Origin of the sequence: Belliella aquatica, from assembly GCF_014637795.1 — a bacterium.
GTDB lineage: Bacteria > Bacteroidota > Bacteroidia > Cytophagales > Cyclobacteriaceae > Belliella > Belliella aquatica.
This window is the reverse complement of sequence record NZ_BMFD01000009.1, coordinates 136,072-157,377: the sequence shown is the minus strand read 5'-3', so window position 1 is coordinate 157,377 and position 21,306 is coordinate 136,072. Positions and strand designations below refer to the sequence as shown.

General features: G+C 36.2%; 15 protein-coding genes. 7 read left to right on the top strand and 8 right to left on the bottom strand.

From position 1 onward, the window contains the following. Positions 1–116 precede the first annotated feature (116 nt). Positions 117–2,219 carry a M28 family peptidase gene (locus tag IEV57_RS13345; protein WP_188443545.1) on the bottom strand — a complete coding sequence of 701 codons (2,103 nt, stop codon included), beginning with the start codon at positions 2,217–2,219 and terminating at the stop codon, positions 117–119. Between the two features lie 97 nt (positions 2,220–2,316). Here IEV57_RS13345 and IEV57_RS13340 point away from each other — a divergent pair, with 97 nt between their 5' ends. Then, entirely contained in the window at positions 2,317–3,408 is a 1,092-nt protein-coding gene (locus tag IEV57_RS13340; protein ID WP_188443541.1) for a 6-phosphofructokinase, read from the top strand. A gap of 193 nt (positions 3,409–3,601) precedes the next feature. After that, positions 3,602–6,760: an AsmA-like C-terminal region-containing protein gene (locus IEV57_RS13335; protein WP_188443540.1), complete on the top strand. Its 3,159-nt coding sequence runs from the start codon at positions 3,602–3,604 to the stop codon at positions 6,758–6,760. A 126-nt stretch (positions 6,761–6,886) separates the two neighbouring features. Here IEV57_RS13335 and IEV57_RS13330 read toward each other — a convergent pair whose 3' ends face one another. From IEV57_RS13330 to IEV57_RS13300, 7 genes are all read right to left on the bottom strand, one after another. After that, positions 6,887–7,447 carry a helix-turn-helix domain-containing protein gene (locus IEV57_RS13330; RefSeq protein WP_188443539.1) on the bottom strand — a complete coding sequence of 187 codons (561 nt, stop codon included), beginning with the start codon at positions 7,445–7,447 and terminating at the stop codon, positions 6,887–6,889. 233 nt (positions 7,448–7,680) lie between these two features. Further along, the gene (locus tag IEV57_RS13325) at positions 7,681–8,202 is read right to left on the bottom strand and encodes a DUF4142 domain-containing protein (RefSeq protein ID WP_188443538.1); all 522 of its coding nucleotides are present in this window, start codon (positions 8,200–8,202) and stop codon (positions 7,681–7,683) included. Between the two features lie 176 nt (positions 8,203–8,378). Then, positions 8,379–8,951, bottom strand: coding sequence for a hypothetical protein (locus IEV57_RS13320; protein ID WP_229744450.1), 573 nt, complete (start codon positions 8,949–8,951; stop codon positions 8,379–8,381). A 180-nt stretch (positions 8,952–9,131) separates the two neighbouring features. After that, positions 9,132–9,692, bottom strand: a complete 561-nt coding sequence (locus IEV57_RS13315; RefSeq protein ID WP_229744449.1) for a YciE/YciF ferroxidase family protein — start codon at positions 9,690–9,692, stop codon at positions 9,132–9,134. A 590-nt stretch (positions 9,693–10,282) separates the two neighbouring features. Further along, on the bottom strand, positions 10,283–11,308 hold the full coding sequence (locus IEV57_RS13310; protein ID WP_188443537.1) for an alpha/beta hydrolase: 1,026 nt from the start codon (positions 11,306–11,308) through the stop codon (positions 10,283–10,285). Next, positions 11,302–11,979: a Crp/Fnr family transcriptional regulator gene (locus IEV57_RS13305; protein WP_188443536.1), complete on the bottom strand. Its 678-nt coding sequence runs from the start codon at positions 11,977–11,979 to the stop codon at positions 11,302–11,304. Before IEV57_RS13305 ends, IEV57_RS13310 begins: the two co-directional genes overlap by 7 nt. 134 nt (positions 11,980–12,113) lie before the next feature. Beyond that, a complete protein-coding gene (locus IEV57_RS13300) occupies positions 12,114–15,359 on the bottom strand; it encodes a TonB-dependent receptor (RefSeq protein ID WP_188443535.1) in 3,246 nt (1,081 codons plus the stop codon). Between the two features lie 160 nt (positions 15,360–15,519). Here IEV57_RS13300 and IEV57_RS13295 point away from each other — a divergent pair, with 160 nt between their 5' ends. The 5 genes from IEV57_RS13295 to IEV57_RS13275 all read left to right on the top strand — a co-directional run bounded on the left by IEV57_RS13295 (position 15,520) and on the right by IEV57_RS13275 (position 21,268). After that, a complete protein-coding gene (locus IEV57_RS13295) occupies positions 15,520–16,038 on the top strand; it encodes a hypothetical protein (protein ID WP_188443534.1) in 519 nt (172 codons plus the stop codon). A 109-nt stretch (positions 16,039–16,147) separates the two neighbouring features. Beyond that, the gene (locus IEV57_RS13290; RefSeq protein WP_188443533.1) at positions 16,148–16,828 is read left to right on the top strand and encodes a TetR/AcrR family transcriptional regulator; all 681 of its coding nucleotides are present in this window, start codon (positions 16,148–16,150) and stop codon (positions 16,826–16,828) included. Next, positions 16,818–18,518, top strand: a complete 1,701-nt coding sequence (locus IEV57_RS13285; protein ID WP_188443532.1) for a peptidase domain-containing ABC transporter — start codon at positions 16,818–16,820, stop codon at positions 18,516–18,518. The genes IEV57_RS13290 and IEV57_RS13285 overlap by 11 nt, the downstream gene beginning before the upstream one ends. 12 nt (positions 18,519–18,530) lie before the next feature. After that, a complete protein-coding gene (locus tag IEV57_RS13280; RefSeq protein WP_188443531.1) occupies positions 18,531–19,883 on the top strand; it encodes an HlyD family secretion protein in 1,353 nt (450 codons plus the stop codon). After that, entirely contained in the window at positions 19,883–21,268 is a 1,386-nt protein-coding gene (locus IEV57_RS13275) for a TolC family protein (RefSeq protein WP_188443530.1), read from the top strand. Before IEV57_RS13280 ends, IEV57_RS13275 begins: the two co-directional genes overlap by 1 nt. The last annotated feature ends 38 nt before the right edge of the window (positions 21,269–21,306 follow it).

Genomic DNA, 21,306 nt, shown 5'->3' with positions numbered 1-21,306 from the left:
AAACAAAAAAACCTTATTGAAACTGATTTCAATAAGGTTTTTGTAAATAATTTTAAATCAATACGTTACAGGGTTTTTACCAACTATTTTTGACCATTAGATCTAATTAGCGGATTTTACAGTTTACTATTTAACTTATCAATCTTATTTTTCAAATCCAAGATAGCAGCAGCATAGCGCTCGTCCCATTCTTGAAGTCTATCTGAGGATTTCATTTCTATCTCATATTGAATGCCTGGCAGAATCCATGATGCATAACCGCTAAATGGATCATTGGAAGCATAAAGTGATCTATACCAAGCTCCAAAATACATTCCTTTGGTATCAATAAATGACTTTTCGAGTGATAATAAATCTTTGTTGATCCCTTTTAGGGCTTTTGAATCCATCGATGAATTACTGAGTTTATTTGAGATGTTTTCATCTAAATTATTGCTGCTTTCTTGAAGCATAGTAATAGCCTCTTCGGATTTAGAAAATCCAGAAAATCCTAAGTCAAACCTCTTCACCTGATTGACAGCGTTGGTAAAATGTCCTGCAAGGTCTTTGGCATAGCGACTTGTCTGATAGGGAATGACTTCTGCATTAGCAAGTCTCAAGCTGATGATTCCAACTAGTTGCTCTACAGCCCCACCCATTTTAAAAGAAGGGTCAGCAAATTTTTCGTAGAAATGCAAGTTGTCATAATTGGTATGATAAAGTGTTGGGCCACTCGCTCCACCACTCATCGACGGGATGCCTGCATGCATATAGAATGCAATGTGGTCCGAGCCGCCACCAAGATTGCCGATAGTTGGCTCGGGCTGGTTTTTTGCCCAAACATCAAAAACAGTCTTAGCTGAATCTGGAAATGCTACCGCTTTGGCAGATTCCATGATGATTTTCTTCAAAGTAGGAGAAGACGATGCTCCAAAGTTTCTCCCAGATACAGCCGCATCTAAGTTGATGTAAGCCACTGTTTTGGCTTGTAATTCCTCACGGTAATGCTCCACCCACTCAGTAGAACCAATCACACCATGCTCCTCAGCATCCCAATGAGCAATGAGGATGGACCTTTTTGGGCTTTTACCTTCTTTGGCTAATTTCCCGAGCGTTTCACTTAAGCTCAAAAGCATGGCTGTTCCGCTGTTAGGATCAGTTGAGCCAAAAGACCAAGCATCAAAGTGACAGCCTAAGATTACCCATTCATCAGGATTTTCACTTCCTCTGAGTGTTCCGACCACATTATTTGCTCGGACATACTCTCTTTTTTGATCTACTTTCACTCTGACCTGAAGCTCACTTCCCCCTTCCAAACGATAAGTAAATGGCAATCCGCCTTGCCAACCATTAGGTACAGGTTTTCCTTTCATCAAAACCATAATTTCTTTGGCTGAGCCATAAGGGATTGGAGTTACTGGAATGGTATGTAATCCTACACTCTCTGGGTCAAGACGCTTGATTTTTTCTTTTCCATCCAGAGGCAAAGCCGGCTCGAAGGGTGTCAGAGCATCACCAGTCCAATCCACTGTCAGCAGAGAACCTCTTTGAATAGATGACTCATTGTAAAAAATCCCATCGGGATAAGTCAATCCACGCATGTAGCCAGAATCTCCAGGATCGGTATAAATAAGCAAACCAATCGCTCCAGCTGCTTCAGCAAATTTTGCTTTGAAACCTCTGAAGTTACCTCCATATCTTGCCAAAACCACTTTTCCTTTGACATCGATACCCATTTCTTCCAATTTATCAAAGTCTGCTTTGGTCCCATAGTTGGCATAGACTACTTCAGCGGTTACATCGCCGCTACCAGAAAAAGCATTCCAGCCTTTCCATAAGTCTGGATGATTTGAATATGGATCTTCACTTTCTATATTTTCTTGCTGATTGAGTGGTTGTCTAAAGGGTCTAACGATTTCTACCAATGACTCCCCTGGTTCTTTGGAGAGATATACGTCATAAGGATGCACTTTTACGTCCAATCCAGCATCTTTCATTGTTTTCACAATGTAATCTTTGACTTTTTCATTCGCCAATGATCCAGCAGGGTGTGGGTCTGAGGTAATTGCAGTCAGGTGTTTCTTAAATCTTGAAAAGTCGACAGTATTCAAAAAGTCCTTTTCTAAAGTCAATTGATTTGACTGTGAAGACTTTTGAAAACCATCTAGTTGCTGTGCTTCAAGGCTACCCATGAGACCTGCACAGATGAATAATTTGAGTAAGAGTATTTTATTCTTCATCATTATTTTGTTTGGATCGTAAGTAAACAAATATATCTATCCTATCTTTATGTTAATGTAATAATTCTTTAATCGGAAAATAGTAAATATAAAAGACATGAAAAAATTACTTGTTTGTACTGGAGGTGGAGATTGTCCAGGATTGAATGCTGTGATCAGAGGGATTTTTAAAACTGCAAAAAAAACCAAAGAATGGGAAGTTTATGGAAGCATTGAAGCATTCAATGGAGTGATGGCAGAGCCCACTCAAATCATTAAACTCACTAAAGCTAAAGTTGGAGGAATTCATGTAAAAGGCGGTACGATTTTAAAAACCACAAATCGAGGAAATCCTCTTCAGTTTCCTGTTCAGGATGAAAATGGCAATATTATTTTTGAAGACAGAACAGACGTGTTGGCAAAAAAAATCAAGGAACTTGGTTTCGATGCAGTGATCAACATTGGAGGAGATGGTTCTCAAAAAATCTCTAAAGCCCTTTTTGATCTAGGCGTTCCAATCATTGGCGTTCCAAAAACTATTGACAACGACCTTTCAGCAACCGATACAACTTTTGGATTTCAGACTGCTGTTCAGATTGCATCAGATAGTTTCGATAAACTCGTCACGACAGCAGAAAGTCATCATCGTGTGATGATCATGGAGGTCATGGGACGTGACGCAGGATGGATAGCTCTGCATACAGCAATAGCTGGAGGGGCAGAAATCTGTTTGATTCCAGAGATCCCTTATGATATCAAAAAAGTAAAAGAGAAGATAGATAGCCGATATGAAAAAGGTAGAGGCTTTGTCAATATCGTGATCGCAGAAGGAGCTAAAGCAAAAGGTGGCAATGTGGTAGGATCGGAAAGAGAAACAGTGTCCGAACATCTCCGCCTTGGAGGTGTTGCTTATCAGTTATCATATGAACTTAAAGCTGCTGGTTGTAAGCCTGAAATCAGAGAAACTGTCTTAGGTCATATTCAGCGAGGAGGCACACCTGTAAGTTATGATAGAGTTTTAGCAACTATGTTTGGGGTGAAGGCTTTTGAACTGGTTCAAAATGAGCAGTTTGGACAGATGGTTTCTTTCAAAAACAATGATTATTGTTCGGTAAGTTTAGAAGAAGCGGTGAAAGACTATAATGTTGTAAATCCAGAAAGCTTTTTAGTAAAAGGAGCTAAGGCAATGGGAATGTCATTTGGAGATTAATAACAGTCTTTTTACTATTTACTTCGTAAAATTTACTGCCATTTTAATTAGAGCTGCTGCGGATTACTTTGTCTTTATTGAGTATCCATTGACTTAAGTTTCGATTAATTTTCTTGAAAGATTAAAAAAGGCTAAGATTACTGAAACCATTTGCACTATTTTTGACATTTAGTATTGAAGAGAAAATTAGCGTATGTCAAGAAAAAAAATCATCTATCTATCCCTATTTTTATTGTTACCAGTACTCTTTTTTGTTGGTTCTGCTGCGATAATTTATTCTAAACAGAAAGTTATTACACAAGATGCTTTATTGAAAATCAATGAAGAGTTTATTGGTGCTCTTACGATAGAAGATTCATACATTTCTCCATTTGCAAATTTTCCATATATCTCCATAGATTTGAAAAATATCAAATTCTATGAGTCTAAAACTATGGACTCAAAACCAATATACGAGGCCGAGGATTTTTACTTGGGGTTCAATATTTGGGATATTCTAAATGGAAGGTATAATGTTAAGAAGCTAAAAATTAATAATGGTCATTTGGATTTGATTCAATATGAGAATGGAGATATTAATTTACTTTTGGCTAAAGGGATATCTGATGATGAAAAAGAAGAAGATGCTGAAGAATTTAAGTTTGAATTAGCAGGAGTTGAATTAAACAAATTTGATATAACCTATTCAGATTTATCAAAGTCGAGAGATTTAGTTTTTCATATTGACCAATTAAAGACAGCTCTAAAGTTTTCAGACGATCATGTTTTTTTGGATGTGATTTCAGATATGGTCTTTGATTTAGATCAGGATGGAGAAAATACATTTTTTGCAGATAAGAAAGTTTTTCTTGATCTAACTCTTGATTACTTTGAGTCCGAGCAGAATTTAAAAATTTCCCCATCTAAAGTCGGATTAGAAGACGCTTTATTAGCACTATCAGGACAAGTAGAAATTTTAGAGGAAGGTTTTGATTTAGATCTTAAGTTTAATGGCGAAAAACCAGATTTCAACATATTTGCAGCTTTTCTTCCAAAAGAGGTTGGAGAAACCTTGAAGAGGTACAAAAATGAAGGGGAAATATATTTTATTGGATCCATAAATGGTAAAACAGGCGATGGAATAAGTCCAGCTGTCTCTGTAGAGTTTGGTGCGGATAATGCATACTTCTTGAATACAGGGATACAGAAGAAAGTAGATGAACTGCGGTTCTCAGGTTTTTATACAAATGGTTCGGAAAGAAGTCTGAAAACATCGGAGATACAATTACAACGGTTTCATGCCAAACCGGAAGAGGGAATTTTTCAAGGTCAAATGACGATCAGAAATTTTGAAGATCCATTTATCAAAATAAATCTAAATGCAGATTTAGATTTGGAATTCTTAGGAGAATTTTTTGAAATTGAAGGCCTTCGAGGTATTCAAGGTCAGGTGATTTTGGACATGGATTTTGATGAATTGATTGACATGGACTTGACTACTTCTTCTATAGGTGGTGCACAAAGTAGTCTTCAGACAGAGTTATTTTTAAAAGATTTAAGTTTACAAATCCCAGGTTATCATCTGCCTGTCACCAAAGCAAATGCTTATGCTTATATGCGTAGGGGCAAAATAGTTCTAGAATCTTTAGACTTTAGATTAGGAGTATCTGATTTTTCATTTTCTGGCGAGTTGAATGATTTTCCAGTTTTGCTTCATCAAAATGATAGACCGCTAATTGCTAAAATTAAATCGAATTCTAAATTATTGAATTTAAGTGAGTTGATTCAATCTGATTCAAGTAGTTTTGCAATTGATGAAGTGATTACCGACTTTGAAATTAAGCTAGCTTTTGAAACTACAGGTAAGGAAATTTATGACTTCGAACATTTGCCTAAAGGAGAGTTTTTCATTGAGGATTTTTATGCACAATTCAAAAACTACCCACACCGATTGCATGATTTTCATGCAGATATTTTTATTGAAAAAGAGCATTTGATCGTGAAGGATTTCAAGGGTGAGATTGATGAGAGTGATTTTTTATTTACTGGCCGAGTTGATAATTATCGAAAATGGTTTGAAGATGTCAAAAGTGGTGATTCAAGTTTTGAATTTGATTTACTATCCAAGAGGCTTCAGCTGAGTGATTTATTGAGTTATAATGGTGTGAACTATCTTCCTGAAGATTACAGCAAGGAGACGATTACCGATTTGAAACTACATGGGAAAGTTGACCTACATTACGAGAAGGTGTTCAAATCAGCAGATTTTTATCTTACCGAATTAGACGGAAAGTTGAAAGTTCACCCACTGAAACTAGAAGATTTCAAGGGTAGAGTTCATTATGAGAATGATTATCTCACGATGGAGAAATTTTCAGGAAAAATGGGAGTTTCAGATTTCAATATAGATTTAGGCTATTTTCTTGGCAGCAAAGATTCACTAAAAGGGGTAAAGCCAAAAAGGAATTATTTCAATATCAAATCAAAGGTATTAGACTTAGATGCTTTGATGGGTTTTGAAAGTATAGAAGTCGAGACCAATCATCAAGATTCGTTTAATGTGTTTCAATTGCCTTTTTCAGATATGGATTTCAAAGCTGAAATAGGACGAATGAATTATCATAAATTTTGGCTTGAAGATATTCAAGGAAAACTGAGAACTACCACAAATCATTATTTGTACGTGGATACACTAGGTCTGCGTGCGGCGGATGGCAAACTTGGTATCAAAGGCTACTTCAATGGTTCAAATCCTGAAGAAATATATTTTCATAGCGAAATGAAAGCAGATAAGCTTGATTTGGATAAACTCTTATTCAAATTTGAGAATTTTGGTCAGGATTATATGATCAATGAAAACCTTCATGGAAAAGTCAGTGGAACGATCACTAGTAAATTTCTAGTTCATCAAGATCTCACACCTATTATAGAAAAATCAGAAGCCAAGATGGATTTGACTGTTTTTCAGGGTAGTTTGGTCAATTTTGCACCTTTGGATGCAATGTCCTCCTATTTTGGAGATAGAAATCTTAAGAATGTCCGCTTTGATACACTGAGCAATACTTTTGAACTGAAAGGGGGAGTACTTAACATTCCAAAAATGAATATCAACTCAAGTTTGGGCTTTATTGAACTTTCAGGAAAGCAAAGTTTGGATCTGAATATGGATTATTTTATTCGTGTACCTCTTGCGATGGTAACTCAAGTAGGATTTAGATCACTTTTTGGAGGGAAAAATCAAAACGAAATCGACCCAGATCAAGAAGATGCAATCGTCTTCAGAGATCAAGATCGAAGGATCAGATTTGTGAATATCAATATGAAAGGTACTCCTGAAGATTATAAAATCAGCCTAAAACGCGATAAGAATTGATGTGCACATGTTTTCCTTAGTTAGAAACACATTAGAATAGTGTGTTTCCAATTGGTGTAAAAAATGTTTTAGTACTTGAAATCAAAGTTCTTTATTCATTTTTTAGGCTGATTTTTTGGTTAACTCTTATACGCTATGAATAGACACTCTTCGTTTTTCTTTTAATGCTTTGAAATAGGAGGGAGTCAGGCCTGTTACCTTTTTGAATTGGGTAGAAAGATGAGCAACACTACTATAATGAAGTATGTCTGCAATCTCAGAGAGTGTATACTCTCCAAAAACAATATACTCTTTTACTTTTTCGACTCTAATAGATATCATGTATTGTTCGATTGTTGTGGCTTCTACCTCCGAAAAGAAATTCGCCAGATAGGAATAGCTGTTGTTCATGTTTTGGCTGAGGTAAACAGAAAAGGTTATGTTTGGCTTTTTTTCTGACTTACATGCATACTCGATCATGAGTTTTTTGATTTGCTCCACCAAAATTCCCTGCTTCTTTTCCAAAAGCTCTAGGCCGACAGTTTTAATCTTAGTATTTAGCGCTTTCTTTTTTTCCAAGGTAATATCCTCTTTGGTTTCAATTTCACCCAATTCGACCTTCACGGTTGAAATGTCAAGTTCCTCAAGGGTATTAATTACAAAAACTTTACAGCTTTCACATGCCATATTCTTTACATAGATCTTCATATACTCGTAAAATTATTAGTGGGTACTGATTTGCCACAATGGTTAAATTGATAAGCATCTTAAATAATTCTAACCTTTATAAAGTAGGTACTCTTAGACTAAAAAGAGGCGCAGCAGAACCAGTCTGCTGCACCAAAAAAATTGAGATTAGATTATAAAAAAATTACTCCTTTTCTTTTGTTCCTTCTGAAATTAGTCGTTGGAATAGATCTACTTTATACTAGTCTGATAGATTAAGAATTCAAATTATCATTCTTATCCTTGAATTGTTTTGCACGCTCAAGATGTGTCCTTAAGGTTGCAAGTTTCTTCGTTGCCCAAGCCTTGATTTTAGGATCTTCTGTATCTTCGATGGCATCTTCATATAAATCAATAGCATCTTCATGTTGATCAACCATCATTTTGCTGTAAGATTTCCCAAAATCGTTGTCAGTTTCTTCGTTAAGATCATCATAGTGATCTTTTGAATCTTCTGATACAGTCGTTGGAATTGATATAGATTTAGATTGAGCAAGAGTTCTGATTTCAGTCAGAGATGCATTGTGTTCATCTTCCATCATCTTTCCAAATGCTTTCACTTCAGCTGAGTTTCCTTTCTGTTGTGCTAATTTTCCTAAGCTGATTTTTTCTAATTGCATTTCGGTAGCTTTCATTAGAAATTTCGCATCATTTTCATTATCTATTACTATTGCGGTATTTTCATTGGAAGTCATTCGCTGAATGTTCTCCTGTTTTGCTACTTCTGTAGAATCCATTCTTTTATTTTCTGAGCAAGATGATGCGAAAAACATTGGGCCCGCCAGACAAAAAGAATAGACAAAAATTGAATTTAGATTCATGATAGTTTTCATAGTATTGTTTATTAGTTGGTTTAATTGAATCAATATGCAGGGGATAATTTCTATCCCCTGCTGAAAAAAATACTGGGATTTTACCAGTGAACTTCCTCTCCGCGATTGGTTCTCCAGTTTTCTTCTAGATATTTGGCATCCTCTTCATTTTTTGGTGTGACAGAGATGACTACATTACCTTCTTTTATTCCATTTTCGTATAATTCAGCTCTCGCCTCAGGTATACCAGCACCGACTAGGGCACCAATAAGACCTCCAGTGATACCACCTGCACCCGCACCAACCAATCCTGCTGCTAATGGTCCTGCGACCAAAATCCCAAGCCCAGGAATGATTACGCTTGTGCCAATTGCTGCAATAACTCCAGCGATTGCACCAATGGATCCTCCAATTGCAGACCCTTTACCGGCATGTTCTGCAGCCTTAGTACCTATTTCTGTTTTTTCGGTACCAGTTTCATCATAGTCTTTTTTTCTTGTTTCCTTAGACATGATGAGGTTGATTTCCTCGTCAGAATAGCCTCTTTCGTGAAGCGTATTATATGCTTTTTCTGTACTCTCACGGTCATTGAACATACCTGTCAAGACCCTTTTGTCAGAATTCCTACCATCACTTAAGTTCTGGCTTTGATTATCATTGCGTACATTTTCCATTTTATTGTGGTTAAGTATTGGTTAGTTTGATTTTTAAAAATTGCACATTTTTAGCTACATTGGCCTAAAAGAAGGAATATGATGATGAAGACAACGATTGTCCCAAAGCATCCACCTCCTAATTTTTTTGCACCATAGCCTGCTATAAGACCTTTAAATATTGTGTTCATCTTATTTTATTCATGCAGCCTCCTCAGCCGCTTCTATGTTGATCGCATCCATTGCTACTTCCGATAATTTTAGATCGGATTCCTTCTCTTCTTGAAGAGTTTTTTCTAAAATCTCTACTACTTGCGTCAATTTTAGCGTTTGAGCAAATTGTCTTAAAGTGCCATAAGTAGCGATTTCGTAATGTTCAATTTTCTGTGCTGCAGCTATGATTGCTGCATCTCGCATTGATCCTTCTTCACATGATTCCATGATGTCTACCGATTCAGAGATTAACCCTTCCATTGCATCACATTTTTTTGCGGTTGCTTTCACTTCTATCATTGAAAAAACTTTTTCCAAACGGTCTACTTGTACTTCGGTCTCTTCAAGGTGTGAAGACAGCGCTTTACTCAGTGCTTTAGAAGTAGCATTTTGAATCATTTTAGGAAGTGCTTTCAATAATGCTTTTTCAGCCCAATAAATATCTTTTAGACTATCTTCAAATAGCTGCATCAATTGAGAGGCTTTCATTGCTACTTTTTTTTCGGAGTCTTTAGAAAATGTTTGAGAATTGTTTTTTGTATTTTCCACAGTGGTATGGGTTAAAGTTGAAATTCAAGTGTTGTAGAACTAAAAATCTGCTTTACTATTAAAGTCTGGTTGAATCTTTCTCTTCCATGCTTTATAAGCAGCCCTTAACCATTTGCCTTGTTTTGAACATCGGCACAAATACATTTATCTTTCAGAAATCGTATTTCCAAAAAGCAAGAGCTTGAAAAAGCTTCTTTTCATTTTGTAGTTTCTGATGATACAAAGGTGGGAAGCAATGAGTAGGATTGTGTTATGAAATTTTTTAAAAAAATTACATGATTCCCATATTTCTGTATGCAAAAGGGTTTTTCGTATATATGAAAAAATTTAAAGGTGAATATCTTAAGTCCTATCTATCAAGGATTAACAGCGTAAAAACAGACTTTTTGATCAAGAATCAAATTCAGTTTTTTGGCTAAAAAGCAATTGATGAACTGATTAAAATCGACTAATAATCTTGGTGACGTGACGTAAACAACGATTATCCGCAAGACTATTTGTGATAAAATCAGGTATTGGTGTCATTGCGGATAATCGTGTAATAAAATGTTAAAGAATTTAGATTCAGAAATAGTGAGTCTAGCTAAAATTTATTGAACAGGTACCAACTCTTGATTGCGCTTAACGTTGGCTACAGTTTCTAAAAAATCAATCGTACTTTTCAATACACCTTCCCAATCTTTAGAAGTTATAGCAGAAGCAATTACATGATCTCCTGATTCAGGGAAAGGATTTTTGTCTTTATACTGGGTTGGTGTGTTTACCTTATCATACATTTCCAGCATTTTCGGTACTGATACTACGAAATCTTGTTCCTTATCACTTTTATAAAAATAGCCCAGAAATAGAGGTTGTTTGATTTTAGTAAATGTTGAATCATTCATGGTACTTTTGATCAATACAGCTAGACTCTCGTAGCTATTGACATGATATTGTTCGGACCAATATTTTGCTTTTTCACCTTCTCTAGGGTTCATTCTCATGCCATTGTCAAGCATGAAGTTCTGAAATATAAACTTTCTCCAGGGTTGAAAAAATTGATCTAGCATATCACCATTGACACCTACAGCTGGAGAATAGAGTACCAATGCTTTCATATCGGGTCTCTCTGAAGCCAAGTTGATAGACAATGCACCACCCATAGAAGTACCGACTACAATTACACTATCTCCTAAGCTTTTACCAATCATATAAGCTTCTCTAGCGCCTTGCATCAATTTTTCTGCACTCATATATTTCATAGCGTCACTTCTGTCAATCCCATGTTCGGGGAGTCTAGCAAGGTAAAGGTTGGATCCAAAATGCTCTGCCAAAAGACGGTTAACTGGACTTCCTTCCATTTCGCTAGCACCAAAACCATGGATATAGACGATACTGTATGGGGTTTTACTTTTATTAACTGAGTCTGCCCAAATGATTTTTGCTTCATTGCCAGGTTTAAGACCTTTGACAGTATCCTCTTTTTGTGCGATGTAATTCTCTAAAGCTGAAAAATCTGAGGGTACGGAAGGGTATTCACCCGATAGATTCTGAACTGTAGCTTTAGGACCAAGAATCCAAGTAAAGGCAAGAATAATGGCGATTGCCATGATCGCGGGAAGTATTTTTTTTAGCATGGTACGAGGACTTTGTTTTTCTTTATTTGGCTAAGATATTTGACTTTTTTTTCTTCAAAGATAGATCGTTCAATTTTAATTTCTTTTCGATCATATTTAATGATTCCATCACGCTTGAGGACGTTAAGACAAGAAGTGATATTTTGCCTACAAGTCCTCAACATATTGGACAAATCATCATGGGTAAAATAGTTGGGCATTGTAATGTGACTTCCACTCTGTTTGCCGAAGATCAAACAAAAATCAAAAAGAAGATAGAAAATACGTTCTTGAAGGTCTAAATCATAATTTCGAACTTTTTGCTGATGAATTCTTTTGAGCCTTTCATTGAAGCATTTCATAAGAATTTCAGGTAAAAATTCCATTTCATAAGATGACAGTTGTTCGGTTTCAATATAGATCAGTCGTGAGTATTTCAATCCTTCTAAATAAAAATTGTCTCTTGAAAGATAATTTCCATTTTGAACTCTAAATATCTCCCCCTCAAATATTAGGTCCGTATTTATTTTGATTCCTTTTTCATTTATCCCATAGATCTTCGCTATTCCTGATTCCACAAAAACTATCCCTTCTTTGATTTCATTCTGCTGGTTGAGATGTATGGATTTGATTTGATGACCAATTTCAACAATAGTTCTGACAAGTAATTGAAATTTGAATTGCTCTGGCATAATTAATCGGATTAAACCATAAAATTAGCATTGGTTCATTACCTTATGATTATCCCAATGTGACCATTCTATTTTATATCAAAAAAAGCCTATGAATTTCATAGACCTTTTTTGATACAAATAAGCAGAAGCAATTAAAATGTATAGCGCAAACCAAGTTGTACTTGGTAAGGAGGATTAGCTTTGACAGTTTCTCCAAAAGTAGGATTCACTCTGTAAGCATATTGTGGTCTTCCTTGCTGTGTTGCTATTGGATCTAAACCTAGTGTTTGAAGTAAGACTTGGTTTCCTCCAGGGACCACGGCAGCACCACCCCAGTCGCTATTGAGTAAGTTGGTGAAGTTGAAAACTTCAGCAATGAACTCTACATTACTTTTACCTAGACCTTTTATCACAGAATTATCTAACCTGTAAGTAAATCTGATGTCGACGTTATGCCAGAAAGGATTATAAATTTCATTCCTTGGTGCTACTTCACCCAGATTATCTATTAATAACCCTCTTGCAATATTATCCGGATTGCTTAGGACAACATCCATACCGTCCGCAATTAGGGTTTCAAATGGAGTGATTCCAGCTGTATTTCTGATCGCTTCTGGGTCGAAAATAAAAGCTCTCTTGTTTGCATTGATCAAGAGTCCTGCTCCATCACCTACGATATCCCCAAAAACTAGCGGTGACCATGGTGTACCTGATTGACCAACGTATCTCGCTGATATAGTCATGTTCTTATAAGAAGGAGAGGTACCAAAAAGCACTATTTTATGTCTAAAATCTGTGTTTGCACCGCCTCGATTGTTTTGTAAATCTCTTGGATCATCAAAAATAGCAGTCGTAACAGACGTTCTTGCAATACAGCAGTTATATGAATTATTGTCTTCTGTTCTGTTTATAGTAAATGATCCACTGATTGAACCACCTCTTCGGAAGATGTATCCAGATTCAAATACAATACCTCTTTGCCAAATGTCTGAATCACCATTCAACTCCAATACTCTTCCCAAGTTTGGATTAGCATTGACTACTGACGGATTGATTGGATATACGACTACTCCAGGAGAGGCAAGATTTACGTTTCTAATTTGACTTGGATCTGCGTATACACCTCTATTTCCTTCATTTTGAAGTCTAAAAGCAAATTCATTTCTCAAGTTTAGATCCTGATATCTATAATTATTCACCGTTCTTGCAAAATATGCATTGGCACCAAAATAAAGTTCATTTGTCAAGAATCTTCTGTAAGCAATATTACCTTTCCAAGTATATGGTGCTTCAAAATTTTCACCGATCAGATTGATATAGGGTGATCTTCCTTCGCCACCCACAGGAACACCAGGAACAGATTCAGGATTTTGAATGTAGTTTGGATAATTTGGAGTTGGGACTGATGCACCGGTTAACAATAAATCTGTCAGTTGTGTACCTGATTGTAGAATGTTACTCAATTGAGCCCAGTGTACAATGTTGGCAGAGTATCCACCAAACCCAACTTTTAATACGTTCTTCTGATCTTCATTGAAATCATAAGTGAACTGCAATCTTGGCTGAATATTATTGTAGTCTTTGGCAACTACATCTGTTCTTCTGCCTAACTCAGCTTCTATCAGAGGATTGTACTCTGGAGCTGTCATGAATACTGTAGCGTCCCAGCGTAAACCTAAAGAACCACTGAATTTATTAGTGAAATTCAATTCTGCTTGTACAAATGCGGATAGATCCAGTGCGGTTTGTTTCAATTTTGGGGTGTATCTTCCTTCTGGATTGTTAGGAACTAACCTGCTGTATTGAAATGGCGTACGGGCTTCCAAAGCATCTAAACTTGCAAACTGGAAAAGTCCACCTTGCTCGTTGGTATTAAGTGTATTTGTGAAAGTGATTAAATTATCAGTTCCAAAAGTCCAAAAAACCTTTCCAGTTTGAAGATAAGTTGTGTTTACGAGTTGAAACTGCTTTTCGCCTTGTTCTTCTGGAGCAATTCTATTTCCACCAAACTGAAATTGTCTAAATAGTCTTGTTCCGTCTTCTTGGAATGATTCAATCCCTACGAAACCTCTAGGAGCAAATGATCTTGCCACAAAATCACGCTGTGCTCTCAAATATTGAATTTTAAATTCATTTGTCAATTTTGGAGAGAAAGTAGACCTTAAGCCCAATTGACTATTGAGTCCAAAAATCTCGATATCACCTCTTGAATCTGCTAATGCCGTTTGATCACCTCCAATTACAAATTCATTACCACCCCAAAATATGTTATTTCTGAAAGTAAGTTTATGAATTTTATTAATCTGCCAATCCAATTTTGCAAAGATTGTTCTGTTGGTTGGTTTTCTAGTAAACAAACCTGTTTGCTGTCTATTAGGATCTAGTCCGTATTGATCCTCTAGAATATTTATAAATCTATCCAGGTTTTGCTGTGTGATTTGTTCCAATCGCTCTGTCTGTGAATCTCTGACATCTATAATGGCAAATGGCTCACTTCTATCTTCAAAATCCAAAGCAGTGAAAAAATGAAGTTTGTCCTTGATAATAGGACCTCCGAGTGAAAAACCATATTGATTGATATTGAAGTCATTTATTGGTCTTCCAATATAATCTTGGTCAGCTGTCAATGCTTTATTTCTATTGTAAAAAAATGCAGATCCCGTTAATTCGTTTGTTCCAGATTTGGTAACCACGTTGATTGCCCCACCTCCTTGACGGCCTTCTCTGACGCTGTATTCGTTTGTGGTGACTTCATATTCTCTGATCGCTTCCATGGACACAGTGTATTGAGAGATCAATCCACCATTCATCATAAATCTTTGATTTCCACCATCAAGGGTGATGGAAGTTGAACTTTCTCTTGTTCCGCCGATTGCTAATGATGTGCCTGGAGCAGTAGTAGGAGCGAGGTTCGCCAAATCTTGGAAACTTCTTCCGCTTGTTGGCATATTTTTTATTTCATTGATACCAAGCCTTGTAGCACCTCCGATAGGAGAAACTCTGTTTGGTGCATAATCTGAAGCGGTTACAGTGATTGTTTCTAATTCACCATCTCCGTCTCTTAAATCAAAATCAACTCTAATTTGATCTCCCAAATTGAGCATATAGCCTTTTTTGATTACACTACCTTCACCAACAAATGATGCTGCGATAGTGTAAGGTCCACCTAACGGAAGTTGGTTGAGCTGATATCTTCCTTCTAAATTAGCAACGGTTCCAGTAGTGAAGCCTGTAGCTTCATTTTTTACTTGGATATTGGCTCCCGGTAAAGTTTCACCACTTTCACCCCGTATTACCCCGAAAAGCGAGCCTGATGAATTTTGAGCAATTGCAATGGAACTATACAGCCAAATAATGCTGAAAACTCCGATCTTTAAGAATTGTAATCCTTTTTTCATAATAGAAGATTTGTGTTTTGATGCTCAAATCTACTAGCAGCACAGAGCTTGGAATTGTCGTAATACGACAATTATATAATGTTAATCTATTCTTAACTTTTAGAAAATATTAGCTTTATGATTGCTTTTCAAAAGCATTTTGACTTCTTATCTTTCGAGAATGAAAAAATTCATATTAATCACCTTAACACTTATTTTATTTTGCACTCATTCATATTCTCAGGATTATGTGCCTTATAGATCAGTATATGTGGAGCTAGGGGGAGCAGGACTTCCCTATTCGTTCAATTATGATTTTCGATTTGACCAAACTAATATAAATAGTTGGGGAATGAGATTAGGTGTTGGTGGTTATGCTTTTTTTGAAGGAGACAAGTTTTTCTCCATGCCAATTCTGATTAATAGGTTGTATGGAAAAGGCCCTGGATATTTCGAAATGGGAGGCGGTATGACTTTTTTAGCTTTTGGAAGTTCAAAACCTAATTCGAGAAGTGATTTTACACAATTTATCTTGCCCTTCAATGGTTCCCCAAATGCTATTGGGGTATTGAATTTTGGCTATAGGTTATTGCCAAGAGAAGGTGGTTTGACATGGAAAATGAATCTAAATCCAGTTTTTAACACGAAGGGATTTTGGCCTTTGTGGGTCGGAATAGGTGTAGGGTATGCTTTTCAATAAGTCAGAATTTGCTTTGAAATAAATTTTTGTTTGTATTACAAACAAAAAAGCTATAAATCTAAACTTTTTTAAAATTGGCACCGTTAAGGATATGTTTTTAAATGAAATTATGGAAAAAATCCTTAAGAACTTGCGAGTAGATATCAATGAAAATATCTACTTAAAAGATCCGTTTAGTTCAGATTTAGGTAAGGAAATTGTCACGTGCAGTCTTCATTTGATACCAGAGCTTGGTTTGGAGCATTTTACTTTTAAGAAATTATCACTCAAAATAGGTTGTACTGAAACTGCGGTCTATCGCTATTTTGAAAATAAGCATAAGTTAATGTTGTTTTTAACCTTATGGTATTGGGGATTCTTAGAGCAAAATTTGGTTTTAGGTGCTTTGAATCTAAAAGATCCGAAGGAGCGATTATTGCTTGCAATAAAGATCCTAGTTCAGGGACCCATTTATAAGGTGAATAATTACATTGACCCAATTTGTCTCAAAAGAGTATTGATAGATGAATCTACAAAAGCTTACCTTACCAAAGAAGTTGACGAAGATTATAAAAACGGTTTCTTTAATCTATACAATAGATTTGGAGAGCGGATCGCTGCGATTATATTAGAGATAAACCCAAATTACGAATACCCAAAAACGCTTGTTTCTACTATCATGGAATCAAGTTTATTGCAATCTTATTATTCAGAACACATACCAAGTCTCACTGAAATTCATCCTTTGGATAATAAAAGAGTGGATTTTTTTCAAAAACTGGTCTTTAAAGCAATAGAAAATGAAAATTGAATTAGCACTCACACCTTTAAAGAGATTTGCTAGATTTCTAAATGAAGAGCGTAAAGAGGTGTATGCCATCTACTTTTATGCAATTTTGAATGGTTTAGTTTCTTTGAGTTTGCCTTTGGGAATCCAAGCCATCCTAAATTTTATCTTAGGTGGTAGAATAAGTACTTCTTGGGTCCTTTTAGTTGTCGTGGTCGGTGCGGGTATTTCTTTTGGGGGGTACTTGCAGATCAGTCAATTATATTTGACGGAAAAACTCCAACAGCGTATTTTCACAAAGGCAGGTTTTGGGTTTGCCTACAGGCTACCAAGGTTGAAACTTGATTCCCTTCAAAATAAGCATACTCCTGATTTAGTAAATAGATTCTTCGATGCCATAAACCTTCAAAAAGGGATGGCGAAGATTTTAATTGACTTTTCGGCAGCGTCTATACAAGTATTCTTTGGTCTTATTTTGTTGGCTTTTTACCATCCATTCTTTATCATATTCGGATTTATTTTGATTTCCTTATTGATATTAATCTTCTACTTTACGAGTCCCCGAGGGATGGAAACATCTCTTAATGAATCTACCTCAAAGTATCAGGTTGCGTATTGGCTTGAAGAAATCGGCAGAACGATGGCTACATTTAAGTTGGCAGGAACATCAAAACTCCCTTTTATGAGAGTTGACAAATTGCTGCAGTCTTATGTTGAGTTTAGAAATAAGCATTTTGCGATTTTGATTTTTCAATACAAAGTCCTTATTGCTTTTAAGGTTTTAATTGTTTGTTCTCTTCTAGTTGCAGGTAGTTTGTTATTGATCAATAATGAAATCAGTATTGGCCAATTTGTTGCCGCTGAGATCATTATTATTTTGGTAGTAAACTCAGTAGAAAAACTCATTTTGACCTTGGAGACAGTTTATGATACACTTACAGCTACAGAAAAAATTGGTCAAATTTTAGATTTGCCGGTTGAGAACCAAGACGGAACTGACAAATCATTATCAGAGGAATTCAAAGGTTTAGAATTCAAAATGAAAAATGTCATCTATCAATCTAGAGACACACAATTCAACATTTTGGATAACGTTTCTTTAGAATTAAAGACAGGTGAAAAGGTCATATTAACAGGATCAAGTGGCAGCGGGAAAAGTACTTTAATGTACCTACTTGCTGGATTGTATTCGGATTATAAAGGGAAAATTTTGGTAAATGGACTTCCGATCGAGACGATGAATTTAGATAAATTTAGAAGTTTCATTGGGGATAGTTTGACACATCAATCTATTTTCCATGGTACGATCTATGAAAATATTACTTTAGGTAAAGATGTCGATAATCAACAAATCAGGAGTATTATTGAGTTGGTTGGTTTGAAGGACTATATCTATGCATTGAAAGATGATATGGATACTGAATTGATGCCTGAAGGAAAAGGACTCAGCAAGAAAATCATAAGTAAAATCATTATGGCAAGATGTCTCGCCGGTGCTCCAAAGGCGCTTATTTTAGAGGAGTTATTTAGCTATTTTGATGAAAAAGTGAAACAAAGAGTATCTGATTATATTCTTGATGGGCCCTGGACGACGATTATGGTATCAGATGATATCAGTCTATTGAAAAAAGCACCAAGAATTATTGAGTTGAGCAATGGGAAAATCGCCTTTGATGGTCCAAGTCAAGCTTACTTCGAATATAAAAATCTTTAATCTTTAGGAGTTATGTTGAACATTTCAAAAAACAATATTGAAAAAGGAGTTTCTTTTGAAGGCTTCAAGAGTTTTTCGATGACTAAGCCTACAGATGAAAGCAAACAGAGGATTAGAGTTCTTCTGTGGTTTATGCTAGGAATGATATTATTCATATTTCTACCATGGACTCAGAATGTAAGATCCAATGGTTATGTGACAGCTTTGAGGCCAGATCAAAGACCGCAAACAGTTCATTCAGTACTTGCTGGAAGGATTGAAAAATGGTATGTGTCCGAAGGAGATTATGTGACAAAGGGAGATACTATTCTTTTGATATCGGAAATTAAAGATGAGTATTTTGATCCTCAACTTTTAGAGCGGACTCAGCTTCAGGTAGATGCGAAAATACTTTCCGCAAAATCTTATGAACAAAAAGTATTAGCTCAGGAAATTCAGGTATCGGCCCTTTTAGCAAACAATGCACTTAGAAAAGAGCAAGCTGAAAATCGATTGAGGATGGCAGAACTGAAGGTTCAATCTGATAGTATTCGATTCGAACAATCAAAGGTTAATTTTCAAGTAGGACAGCAGCAACTGGATAGAGCAGAAAAGCTTTTTGAAGATGGATTAAGATCTTTGACGGATTTTGAAAGTAGAAAATTAAGGTTTCAGGAAGTAAAAGCCGGTTTGATTTCTGCTGAAAACAGTCTATTGAGTTCTAAAAATGAATTAATAGCAGCACAAATTGAATTGAACGCTATTGATAATGATTTTAGAGACAGAATGGCCAAAGCAGAGTCTGAGAAATATTCAGCTTTATCGGCTCAATATGATGCTGAAGCTACTGCTACAAAATTGGAAAATCAATTTACCAATTATCAATTCCGAACAGGATACAGGCATATTTTAGCTCCTCAAGATGGATATATTACCCAAGCTATTCAAGTAGGTATTGGGGAAACAATCAAAGAAGGAGCAGAGATCATCAGTATTTTGCCGGCAGATGCTCAACTGGCCGTAGAAATGTATGTTGAACCAGTAGATTTACCTCTATTAAGACCAGGAAATAAGGTTCGCTTTATATTTGATGGTTGGCCTGCCATTGTATTCTCAGGTTGGCCACAGTTCTCAAATGGTACATTTGGTGGCAAAGTGAAAGCAATCGATAATTTTGCAGGAGAAAACAATAAATATCGAGTAATCGTAGTAGAAGATCCTGAGGAAGATCCATGGCCTTATGCATTGAAAATTGGGTCTGGAGCAGATGGTATCGCTTTATTGAATGATGTGCCTATATGGTATGAAATATGGCGACAACTTAATGGATTCCCAGCAGATTACTATACTAGAAAAGAGAAGAAGGCCAATAAAGAAAAAATATAATGAAGTATTTAATACTGGCTTGTTTAGGTTTATTGTTTGCTTTCCCTACGTTAGGTCAAGAGGAGTTGCGCTATGAGCAGTTTTTGGATTGGGTTAGATATTATCATCCTGTAGCCAAGCAAGCTGATATAAATTTGCAGTTTGGTGAGCAAGAAATGCGTATTGCGAGAGGAGGTTTTGACCCCATGCTGTTCGGTAACTATGACAATAAACAGTTTAGCGATACTGAATATTATGACAAAAGAGAGGGAGGTCTATTAATACCGACTATAGCAGGGGTAGAGCTGAAGGGAGTTTTTGAGCAAAACTCAGGTACATACCTCAATCCTGAGCGAACTGTACCAAATAATGGTTTGATAGCAGCCGGAGCATCAGTAAATCTGGGTCAAGGTCTATTAATAGATAAAAGAAGAGTGGCTCTGCGACAAGCAGAGATTTATCTTGAAGTAACCCAAACGGAAAGACAACAGATTCTAAATGATCTGTACCTTGATGCATCAGCTGCATATTGGTTTTGGGGTGCTGCTTATCAAAACATGAAGATTCTTGAAGAAAGTGTTGAACTAGCAGAAATTCGATTTGAAGGGGTTAAAACTAGTTTTATCCAAGGAGATTTACCAGCCATTGATACAATAGAAGCATATACTCAAGTTCTGAATCGAGTATATAGGTTTCAGTCGGCTCAGATTGCTTACTTTAAAGCGTCACAAGAGCTAGAAACATTCCTTTGGGATGAGGAAGATAATCCTATGAACATCGCAATGACCACTTTTCCTCAAAATGTGTTGGAAGAGACTACTTTGGATTATGATCAGAATTCATTGAGAGGTCTTGTTGGGGATCATCCCTTGCTTAGATTAACTGATTTTGAGTTAGCCTCTTTAGATATCGAACGAAGGTGGAAAGCAGAGCAGCTTAAGCCGATAGTAAAAGTGAATTATAATTTCTTAACAGAGTCAATTGGTCAATTTAATGAGTCTCCTTTTTTTGAGAACAACTATAAATGGGGATTTACTATCAAGACCCCCCTTCTATTAAGGAAAGAAAGAGGAGGGTTAGGGTTGACAAAAGCAAAAATTGATTTCAAACAGAATGATAGAGATTTGAAATTTGTTCAACTTCGAGCCAAACTTGAAGCAGAAATCAACCAATTTCAAACACTGCAACAACAATTAGCAGTTTATAATGCGAATATTTCAGGGTTGGAACGCTTACTAGAAGGAGAACAAACAAGATTTCAAATTGGAGAAAGCTCATTGTTCTTGATCAATGCCCGTGAAGTGAGTGTTCTCGATGGAAGACTGATCCTCAATGACCTTGCAGCAAAAAGAAAAATCGCCTATGTCCAAATGCTTAATGCTGCAGGATTGGGCTTTGATCAGTAATGCTGGAAAAATAATTTTTGGGCTAATAGTTTGTTCAA